Here is a 621-nt window from a genome sequence, read left to right as displayed (position 1 = left end):
CTTCATCCGGCAGTAGTGGCTCGTCCAGCGGTAGCTCCGGCGGCAACACTAGCGATGGCACGGGCTCATCGAGCGGTAGCGGCTCGTCGGGTAGCGGTTCATCGAGTGGCAGTGGCTCGTCGGGTAGTGGTTCTTCGTCCGGCAACAATGGTTCGTCCAGCGGTAGCTCCGGCGGCAACACGAGCGATGGCACGGGCTCATCGAGCGGTAGCAGGTCGTCGGGTAGCGCTTCTTCGTCCGGCAACAATGGTTCGTCCAGCGGTAGCTCCGGCGGCAACACGAGCGACGGCGCGGGCTCATCGAGTGGTGGTGGCTCGTCGGGTAGTGGTTCATCGTCCGGCAACAGTGGTTCTTCCAGCGGTAGCTCCGGCGGCAACACGAGCGATGGCACTGGGTCATCGAGCGGCAGCGGCTCGTCGGATAGTGGTTCTTCGTCTGGCAACAATGGTTCGTCCAGCGGTAGCTCCGGCGGCAACGCAACCGACGGCACTGGCTCCTCGAGCGGTAGCGGCTCGTCGGGCAGTGGTTCTTCGTCCGGCAACAGTGGTTCGTCCAGCGGTAGCTCCGGCGGCAACACGAGCGATGGCACGGGCTCATCGAGCGGTAGCAGGTCGTCGGGTA

The 621-nt window shown here is 64.9% G+C and carries 1 protein-coding gene; it reads right to left on the bottom strand.

Annotation, left to right across the window (positions count from 1 at the left end; translation table 11 throughout):
- The coding region (locus AC07XB_RS17645) for a hypothetical protein (RefSeq protein ID WP_494752799.1) at nucleotides 1-621 on the bottom strand (621 nt) is incomplete at both ends.

The organism is Cupriavidus sp. GW821-FHT02F09 (assembly GCF_059421605.1).
Note: the sequence above shows the minus strand (reverse complement) of the source record. Positions and strands in the feature narration are given on the sequence as shown.